General features: G+C 74.3%; 6 protein-coding genes. 4 read left to right on the forward strand and 2 right to left on the reverse strand.

All coding sequences use genetic code 11. The features are described from left to right. Positions 1-12: 12 nt before the first annotated feature. Together ACWCPY_RS28875 and ACWCPY_RS28880 are read right to left on the reverse strand one after the other, a co-directional pair. A complete protein-coding gene (locus ACWCPY_RS28875) occupies positions 13-2,184 on the reverse strand; it encodes an FUSC family protein (RefSeq protein ID WP_451269795.1) in 2,172 nt (723 codons plus the stop codon). 128 nt (positions 2,185-2,312) lie between these two features. After that, a complete protein-coding gene (locus ACWCPY_RS28880; RefSeq protein WP_451269797.1) occupies positions 2,313-3,515 on the reverse strand; it encodes a DUF2786 domain-containing protein in 1,203 nt (400 codons plus the stop codon). Positions 3,516-3,621: 106 nt separating this feature from the next. Between ACWCPY_RS28880 and ACWCPY_RS28885 the strand changes: the two genes are divergently transcribed. The 4 genes from ACWCPY_RS28885 to ACWCPY_RS28900 all read left to right on the forward strand — a co-directional run bounded on the left by ACWCPY_RS28885 (position 3,622) and on the right by ACWCPY_RS28900 (position 9,188). Then, positions 3,622-4,431 (forward strand): ABC transporter ATP-binding protein, encoded by an 810-nt coding sequence (locus ACWCPY_RS28885; protein ID WP_451269799.1) that lies wholly within the window; start codon positions 3,622-3,624, stop codon positions 4,429-4,431. Then, entirely contained in the window at positions 4,425-6,584 is a 2,160-nt protein-coding gene (locus ACWCPY_RS28890; protein ID WP_451269801.1) for an ABC transporter permease, read from the forward strand. The genes ACWCPY_RS28885 and ACWCPY_RS28890 overlap by 7 nt, the downstream gene beginning before the upstream one ends. A gap of 151 nt (positions 6,585-6,735) precedes the next feature. Beyond that, positions 6,736-7,752, forward strand: a complete 1,017-nt coding sequence (locus ACWCPY_RS28895; protein ID WP_451269803.1) for a DUF1259 domain-containing protein — start codon at positions 6,736-6,738, stop codon at positions 7,750-7,752. Between the two features lie 230 nt (positions 7,753-7,982). After that, positions 7,983-9,188, forward strand: coding sequence for a cytochrome P450 (locus ACWCPY_RS28900; RefSeq protein ID WP_451269805.1), 1,206 nt, complete (start codon positions 7,983-7,985; stop codon positions 9,186-9,188). Positions 9,189-9,335: the final 147 nt, after the last annotated feature.

Raw genomic sequence — 9,335 nt, forward strand, 5'->3', positions numbered from 1 at the left:
CCCGACGCCCCGTCAGACCGCCCGGCCACCGGGCGGGTTCGTATCCGGCTCCGGTTTCGGTTCCGGCTTCCCGTCCAGTCCCCGGGAGAACTCCTCCAGGGCTTCGAGGAGGAGGTGGGCCCCTTCCCGTACGAAGGGGTCCGCCCCGCCCTCGTCCGTGCGCTGCCGCGCGTCCCACTCCGCCAGCGCCTCGCGCACCTCGGTCCAGTCCGGCACCCGCCGCTCCCGCACCGCCTTCGCGCCCTGTTCGGTGGCCCGGCGCAGCGCCTCGGCCAGGTGTGCCGCGTCCGGTACGGGGGTGGCGCCGCCGCCCGGCAGATGGGCCTCCAGCAGCATCGCGGCCCGGCCGAGCTGGGCGAGCGCGTGCTGGGTGTCGTCGGCGGCGGCGCGGGAGAGGCCGCGGTTGCGGACCGGTTCGTGCTGGGCGGTGGCCAGCGCCTCCTGCCAGGCGACCCGGGCCTCGCGGGTGTCGAGCAGCGCGGAACGCACGTCGTCGTGGCCGCGCGCGGCCGGTTCGGCGTACTGGTCGACGACCGAGGCGGCGTACCGCCCGTCCGCCTTCAGCCAGTCGCCGAGCCTGCCGCGGAGCCGCGGTGTCTCCCAGGCCGGGTAGAGGGCGTACGAGATCATCGCCAGGAGACCGCCCGCGAGGGTGAGGACGACCCGTTCGAGCACGGTCTGCGACCAGTTGTCGCCCGCCATGCCGAGCAGGAAGACGACATACGCCGAGACGCAGGCCTGGCCGACCACGTACCCGGTGCGCATCAGCAGATACATCAGCAGGGCGCAGAGCACGGAGAGCATCGCGGCCAGGGTCACGCCGGGGTGGGTGGTCTGGACGATCGCGGTGGCGAGCGAGACGCCGACGATCGTGCCGCCGAACCGGGCCACGGACCGCGCGTACGTCTGGGAGAACTCCGGCCGCATCACCATGACGGCGGCCATCGGCGCCCAGTAGCCGTGACCGAGCGGCAGCGCGGTGCCGATGAGATAGCCGCCGGCCGCGACGACGGAGACCCGGACGGCGTGCCGCAGGATCGGTGACCCCGGGCGCAGTTCGGCGCGCATCGCCTTCAGGACGACGGGGACCAGCCGCAGCAGGGTGGGGCGGCGTCGGTGCGGGGCGGCGGGGGTCCCGTCCGCGGGTGCCTTGATGGCCTCGGCGGCCTCCTCGGCCCTGGCCTCCTGCTCCTTCGTGCCCTCGCCCTCGGCCGTCTCGATGACGTCGGAGAGCAGCGCGCCGAGCCGGTCGGCGGCGCGCAGCGGCGGGCCGGTGAGGAGCGTGCCGGTGTCCGGGGTCTTCAGCGTGGCCACGGCGGACGGGGCGAGCTCGACCGGATCGCCGTGCCGGATCGCGCGGGCGGCCGAGTCGAGCACCGATCCGGCGGCGGCGAGCAGTTCACGGACCCGTTCGCGCTCCGGCCCTTCGGACGGCACGCCCAGCGACGGGTCGGCGAGCGAGGCGAGCACCGGTCTGATCCGTTCGGCGATCCTTCGGGAGCCCCGCAGCTCGGGCGGCCGGCGGCGGGCCTGGCGCGGGGTGAGCGCCGCCGCGCTGCGGGCCGTCATCAGCGGCACCGGGTCGAAGGGGGCGAGCGGGTCGTGGCGCAGCCGGCGGGCGTAGTCGGCCTCGGCGGCCAGCGCGTCGGCCAGGGCGTCGCGCTGGGCGCCCCATCTCCGTACCGGGAACAGGACGATCAGCGCCGCCTGCACGATTCCGCCGAACAGGATCATCGCGGCGTGCACGGCCGAGTTGGCGACGGAGGTGGGCAGGGTGACCGTGACCAGCATGATCGCCACGTTCGACGCCGCGATGATGCCGGCGGTCGGCCCGGCCGCCCAGGCCAGGCCCGCGACGAAGGTCCAGAGCACCAGCAGGGCGAGGAACAGCGGCAGTCGGGAGCCGGTGAGATAGCCGAGGAACGTCGACACGGCGAGGCTCGCGCCGGAGACCAGGGCGAGCACGGGCCGGGGCCGCCAGCTGCGCTGGAAGGTGGCGATGGCTGCCTGGAACGCGCCGAACGCGGAGCTCGCGGCGACCACGGGCCCGAAGAACGCGAGGCTGATCCCGATGACGAGGGCGAGACCGGCCGCGCCCCGGATCGCGATGAGCGGTTCGAGGCGTCGCCGCTCGATCGACAGCCCCGAGCGGGCGGTCTCCTTCAGCGCCCGGAGCCAGCTCATGCCCAGAGCCTAACCGGAATTACCGTTTGGCCCGAGTTGTCAGAAATTGACTCACAGAGGGCGGCGCCTTCCGTTCCCGCGTCCGCGAGGACAGCACACACTTCTTCCCGCGTCCGCGAGGGCGGCACCTACCGCTTTCCGCGTCCGCCGCGCAGCTCCGGACCGCTCCCGCCCATCCGCGCCCGGTCGGCCGCGGCCGTGCCATGGGTCCAGCCGTCCAGGTCGGTGGCGCCCCGGACCCGGGTGGTCGTGGTCTCGGGGAACATCCGCTCGGCGGTGTCCGTGACGGCCATGTCGCGGGCGGCGAGCACCGGGAGCAGCCGAGGACTGCCGGCCCCGGCCGGTCCGGCGCCGCTCCCGCCCTCGGCCTCGGTCTCGGCCTCGGCGGTGACACGGGCGGTGTCGGCGGCGAGCCGGCTGCCCAGCCGCTGGGCGTACGCCATCAGGAACGACTGCCGGAATGTCTTGGTCCGCTTGCGTCCGCCGGCCCGCTGTCCCGCCTCCGCCTTCGTCATCGCCGCCGTGCCCTGGACCAGCAGGGAGGTGTACAGCAGTTCCACGGCGTCCAGGTCCGGCTCGAAGCCGACCACCGTGGAGAAGCCGAGGTCGCCGTTCCACACCGCACGGCAGCGGTTCGCGGCGGCGACCGCGTCGAGCAGGATCGCCTTCGCCGTCTCGTACGGCGCGTCGACCCCGATCCGGCACGCCCCCGGCGCCTCCTTGCTGTGGGTACGGGCGGCGAGCAGGGCCTCGTCGATGGAGTGCCGGGCCATCAGCTCCTGCGCCTTGGTGGTGAGTGCCTCCGCCTCCTCGGGGAAACCGGTCGCCTCCGCCTTGGCGAGCAGGGCGCGGATCCGGGTCAGCATCCGCGGCTCGTCGTGCGCGGGCGGCAGCCGGAGTCCGTGCGGGGCGGCGCCGGGCGGGGGCCCGACCGGTTCGATGGCAGGGAGCCGGAGCAGCAGCCGGTACAGGCCGAGGACGGCACCGGCGTAGGAGAAGCGGTCCGGGCGGTTGCGGGGCGGGGCGTCCGGGAGCGCGTCGAGCTGGGACCGCCAGCGCGGCGGAAGCCGCTCGTACCGTGCGGTCTCCGAGACGATCAGCCCGGCGGCGAGGCCGGCCGCGTTCTCGTCGAGCTCGCGGCGGACCAGGCGTACGACGTCGGCGGGCTGCCAGCCGCGCTCCCAGGCCCGGCGGACGAACTCCTCGCCGCGCCGGAACAGTTCCGCGTCGGCCGTCGGGTCGGCGGCGAGGAGGGAGGCCCCGGTGTCGAGACCGGCGTCGCCGTCCGAGTAGAGGGCTGCCGCGAATGCCTGGTCGGTCACCGGTTCCATGAGGTCAGGGTAGGCAGGGCGGTGCGGCGGGGTATGGCTGGCCCCACCCCGTGGACGGGCTCTGGTGGTCGTGATCGCGGGGCGCGGAAACGCTTCGATCGAAGGCATGACCTCCTCCCGCGCTTCCGTCGCGCTCCCGGGTGCCGCCGACGCCGTACGGCTTCGCTCCGTGCGCCGCTCCTACGGCGGCGTCGACGCCCTCGACGGCATCGACCTCACCGTCCGGGCCGGTACCTTCACCGCCGTCATGGGCCCGTCCGGGTCCGGCAAGTCCACACTGCTGCACTGCGCGGCCGGGCTCGACCGGCCGACGTCCGGCACCGTCGAGGTGGGCGGGGTGGGGCTGACCGGGCTGAGCGAACGCCGGCTGACGCTGCTGCGCCGGGACCGGATCGGCTTCGTCTTCCAGGCGTTCAACCTGCTTCCCTCGCTGACCGCCGCCCAGAACGTCGCGCTGCCGCTGCGGCTCGCGGGGCGCCGCCCGTCCCGTACCGAGGTACGGGACGCCCTGGCCCGGGTCGGCCTCGCGGACCGGGCGCGGCACCGGCCCGCCGAACTGTCCGGGGGCCAGCAGCAGCGGGTGGCCCTGGCGCGGGCGCTGATCACCCGCCCCGCGGTGCTCTTCGGGGACGAGCCGACCGGTGCGCTGGACACCGCGACGGGCCGGGGGGTGATGGAGATGCTGCGGGAGCTGGTGGACGTGGAGGGGCAGACGGTCGTGATGGTCACCCATGACCCGGTGGCCGCGGCGTACGCGGACCGGGTGGTCTTCCTGGTCGACGGACGGGTGGCGGACGATCTGACCGGCCCCGGCGCGGAGCGGATCGCGGCCCGGATGGCGGCGGGGCGCGGTGCCGCCGGGGAGCGGGCCGCCGCCGGGACCGTCGCGGACGGTGTGCGGGAGGCGTCGTGCTGACCGTCGCCCTGGCCTCCCTGCGCACCCGCTGGACCGCGCTCGTCGGCACCTTCGTCGCGCTCGCGCTGGGCGTGGGGCTGATCGCGACCATGGGGCTCGGCCTCGCCTCGACCCTCGACGCCCCGGACCGGGCACCCCGGCGCTTCGCCGCGTCGCCGGTGGTGGTGATGGGCGACGACACCCTGACCGTGCCGGTGCGGCGCGGGCCGTCCACAGCCGAGGTCAGTCGCAGGCTCGCTCATCCACACCCTGTGGATATCGAACTCCTGGGCGAGCTTCGGCGGCTCGGCCCGGTGACACGGGACGACGGCGGGGACGCCGTACGCGCCCGGCACGCGCCCGACGCCGTGGGTGTGGACGCGCCCGCCGCCGAGGTGCGCCGGGTGGTCGGCGACCGCGCCCTGGTCCTCACCGGGGACGACCGCCGCCGGGCCGACCCGGCCACCGAACGGGACGCCGAGGCACTGCTGAGCGCGAACGTCCTGCTCGGCACCGCGGGCGGCCTCACTGCCTTCGTCTCGGTCTTCGTCGTCGCGTCGACGTTCGCCTTCGCGGTGGCGCTGCGGCGGCGCGAGTTCGGACTGCTGCGCACGGCGGGCGCCACCCCGGGCCAGCTGCGGCGGCTGCTGCTGACGGAGGCCGCCGCGGTCGGCGTCCTGGCCTCCGCCGCCGGGTGCGTCCTGGGCCGGCTGGGCGCGCCGCTGCTCGCCGGAGCGCTCGTCGACGAGGGGATGGCGCCGTCCTGGTTCACCGTCCGGCCAGCCGCCTGGCCGCTCCACGCCGCCTTCTGGTCCGGCCTGGCCGTGGCCTTCGCGGGGGTCTGGGCGGCCTCGCGGCGGGCGGGCAGGACCGGCCCCGCCGAGGCGCTGCGCGAGGCCGATGCCGATACGGGGGTACTGCCGCCGGTCCGCCGGCTGCTGGGTCTCGTCCTGCTCGCGGGGGCCGCGTTCCTGATGGCGAAGTCCCTCGTCGGGGACCCTTCCACGCTGCTGAAGCGGAAGACGTACATCACCCGGCCGATGGTCCTGATCACCGCCGTCGCCCTGCTCGCGCCACTGCTCGTGCGCCCGCTCGCCCGGCTGGTCCGGCTGCCGGGCGCGACCGGGATGCTGGTGAGCGCGAACGTCTCGGCGGCCCTGCGGCGTACGGCCGCGGTGGCCGCTCCGGTGCTGATCACCGTGGCGCTGGCGGGTTCGGTGGCCGGCTCCGCGACGACGGTCCAGGCCGCGAAGGCGGCGGAGGCGCGCGAGCACACCGGGGCCGATCTGGTGGTGACGGGCGAGGAACTGAGGGTCCGTCCGGTGCCCGGCGCCACGCTGTCCGCCTCCGCCCCGACCGCCGTCCACGTACGCGAGGAGGGTTCCGCGCTGATCACCTCCGAGGCCCGCGCGGTGGACGACGCGAAGGCCCTGGCGCGGGTCGCGCGGCTGCCGGTGGTGGCGGGCGACATCGGGGATCTGGACGACGGCTCGATCGTGGTGAACGAGGAGTGGGAGCAGCACACGGTCGGCTCGGTGGTACGGGTGTGGCTCGGCGACGGACGGCCGGCCTCCTTGCGGATCGTGGCGGTGCTGGCGCTCGGCACGGGGAACAACGGGGCCTATGTGACCAGGGCCAACGCCCCGGCGGCGGCCGTGGACCGGATCGACGTACGCCTCGCGCCGGGCGCCGACCGCGACCGGGTCACCGAGCGGCTGCGGGCGACCGGCGGCACGGTGCGGACGACGGAGCGGTGGCTGGCCGCGACGTACCCCCGCACGAGCCCGCAGACCCGGACCGGCCTGGTCGTGATCCTGGGCGTCGCGCTGGTCTACACCGTGATCGCGCTGGCCAACACGATGGTGATGGCGGGGTCCGTACGGTCCTCGGAGCTGACCGCGCTCCGGCTGGCCGGCGCCACCCGGTCGCGGGTCCTCGCGGTGGTGGCCGGGGAGACCCTGTTCGCGGTCGGGCTCGGGGCACTGCTCGGGCTGGCCGTGGCCGCGGTGCACCTGGCGGGCCTGGCCGCCGCGCTGGCCTCGGTGTCGGCGCCGGTCGTGGTGTCGGTGCGGTGGGTGCTGATGGGGGGTGCGGCGGGGGTGTGCGCGCTGGTCGCGGTGGGTGCGTCGGTGCTGCCGCGGGCGGTGCGGCGCCGCTCGCCGGAAGTGGGGTGAGGAACGGGGTCCGGGGCCCGGCCGGACAACGCGTTTAGTCCATCCAGAGGCACCCGCTGACGATGTATCCGCTTTCATCCTTTCATCACGATTTCGCATGCTTTCATCTCGCCATGAAGGCGACCAGCCGACCCATGGAGGCGATCAGCGGATGACCGGAGACCGACAGCGGGACAGCGGCGCACGGGCGATCACGTCACGGCGGCGGCTCCTCGCCGCCGCCGCACTCGCGCCCGTACTGGCGGCGGCGAACCCCGTCCCCGCCCGCGCGCTGCCCACCGGAACGGCCGGGGCGAGGCACGGCGAGGAGGGGCACGGAAAGCGGGTCAGGCCGGTGCCGACCGGCCTCGACGACTGGGCGGACGTGGCGAAGGCACTGGGCCGCCCCGGCAACATGCTGCGCGACACGATGTACCACACGGGCTTCCCCCGGCGGGATCTCCACGTGGTCTCCGACGGCGTCGTCGTCACCCCGGGGCTCGCGCTGGGCACGCATGTGGCGTTCGTCCGCTACGCCGACGGCACCACGATGCTCATGGGCGACGTGGTGGTCACCGAGCGGGAGCTCCAGCGGGTGACCGACGCCTGGCAGGCGCACGGGATCGAGCAGACCGCGCTCCACAAGCACCTGCTCGCCCAGACCCCCGACATCTGGTGGACCCATGTCCACGGACACGGCCACGACGCGGTGGCCCTGGCCCGCGGGCTGCGCGCGGGCTTCGACCGCACCGGCACCCCGCCGCCGGCGCCGCCGCTGCCGCCGGCCCCGGTCGACCTGGACACCGCGGGCATGGAGGCGGCGCTCGGCACCAAGGGCACCGTCGAGGACGGGCTCTACAAGATCCTCTTCGTCCGCCGCGAGACCATCGCGGACGGCCATCTGATCCTGCCTCCCGGCCTGGGATCGACCAGCGCGTTCAACTTCCAGCCGCTGGGCGGCGGCCGGGCCGCGCTCAGCGGCGACTGCGCGATGCGCACCGACGAGGTCCCGCACGTGCTGCGGGCCCTGCGGCGCGGCGGGATCGAGCTCGTCGAACTGCACAACCACCATCTGTCGGAGGACCCCCGCCTGTTCTTCACCCACTTCTGGGCGGTGGGTGACGGCGTCGAGCTCGCCCGCGCCCTGCGCCCCGCGGTGGACGCCACCGACGTCGTACCGAACGCCTGAGACCCCGGCCGCACCGGCCGTACGTCACTGGGCCCGTGCGGATCACCGGCCCCGTGCCGGTCGCCGGACCGCATTGCGCCGGTCCAGCGACCGGCACCGCCGAATCCGTTCTGCATATGGACCAATCGGCCCGGACCGGCGCGTGGCCCCGCGGGCGACCGGGCACCCATGTCCCGTCCAGCCCGCACCTGCCATGAACCACCCGTCAGATCCCCCCTCTGGAGCTCCGCATGGAACCAGTCGCCGGCGCCCGGCTCTGCCCGTTCGACTACGCCGAGGCCCTCGAATTCGACCCGGTGCTCAGGCACTTGATGACCGAAGAACCCGTCTCCCGCATCCGCCTCCCGCACGGCGAAGGCGAGGCGTGGCTCGTCACCGGCTACGACGACGTGCGTACGGTGACCACCGACCGGCGCTTCAGCCGCAGCGCCATCATCGGCCGGAACTTCCCGCGCATGACCCCCGAGCCGATCGTCCAGGACGAAGCGATCAACGTCATGGACCCGCCGGGCAGCAGCCGCCTGCGCAGCCTGATCTCCAAGGGCTTCGCCCCCCGCCACATGGAGCGCATGCGGGTGCGTACGCAGCATGTGGTCGACGAACTGCTGGACCGCATGGAGGAGCACGGCGCCCCGGCCGACCTGTTCGAGCACCTGGCCGCCCCGCTGCCGCTGACCACCATCTGCGAGGTCCTCGACATCCCGGAGGCCGACCGCGCACAACTGCGCGCCCATGCCCGGACCATGATGGACACCACGGTCGAGAACAAGGAAGCGGCGATCCGGTCCAAGGCCGAACTCCGCGCCTACTTCGAGGAGTTGACCGCCGAGCGGCGCGCCAACCCGGGTGACGACCTGATCAGCGCACTGGCCACGGCGCGCGACGGGGACGAGATCCTCAACGACCAGGAACTGACCGTCATGGCCATGGTCCTGCTCATCACCGGCCAGGACACCACCACGTACGAGATCGGGAACATCGCCTACACGCTGCTCACCAGGCCCGACGAGCTCGCCATGGTGCGCGATCGCCCCGAGATGCTCCCGCAGGCCATCGAGGAGCTGCTGCGCTTCATCCCCTTCCGCAAGGGCGTCGGCATCCCCCGCGTCGCCCTCGAGGACGTGGAGCTGAGCGGGGTGCGGATCCGGGAGGGGGACATCGTGCACGTCTCCTATCTGACGGCCAACCGCGACGCCCGGAAGTTCGACCGCCCCGACGAGCTGGACCTGGAGCGTCAGGGGACGTCCCACATGACCTTCGGATGGGGCGGGCACCACTGCCTCGGCGCCCCGCTCGCGGCCACGGAGCTGGAGGTCGCCATCGGAACGCTGCTCAGGCGCTTCCCGGCCCTGAAGCTGGCGACACCGGCCGAGGAAGTGCGCTGGAACAAGACATCGATCTGGCGCTATCCCCTGGAACTGCCCGTCACCTGGTGAACCGGGAAGCGCGGGTGATCCGCCCGTTCGTGGGTGGCTCACCCGTCGTGGCCGTGGCCGACGCCGGGCCGCCATCGATGATGCCGCCGGCCGTTGGGGCCCCAGGTCCATGCGGGTACACGGGTCGCCGCTCCGTCCAGCACGTCG

The sequence above is a fragment of the Streptomyces sp. NPDC002403 genome (assembly GCF_053593015.1).

What these genes read in the sequence shown, in the direction of transcription:
- ACWCPY_RS28900 (WP_451269805.1), top strand. Translation starts at nt 7,983, where the DNA reads ATGGAACCAGTCGCCGGCGCCCGGCTCTGCCCGTTCGACTACGCCGAG.
- ACWCPY_RS28895 (WP_451269803.1), top strand. Translation starts at nt 6,736, where the DNA reads ATGACCGGAGACCGACAGCGGGACAGCGGCGCACGGGCGATCACGTCA.
- ACWCPY_RS28875 (WP_451269795.1), bottom strand. Translation starts at nt 2,184, where the DNA reads ATGAGCTGGCTCCGGGCGCTGAAGGAGACCGCCCGCTCGGGGCTGTCG.
- ACWCPY_RS28880 (WP_451269797.1), bottom strand. Translation starts at nt 3,515, where the DNA reads ATGGAACCGGTGACCGACCAGGCATTCGCGGCAGCCCTCTACTCGGAC.
- ACWCPY_RS28885 (WP_451269799.1), top strand. Translation starts at nt 3,622, where the DNA reads ATGACCTCCTCCCGCGCTTCCGTCGCGCTCCCGGGTGCCGCCGACGCC.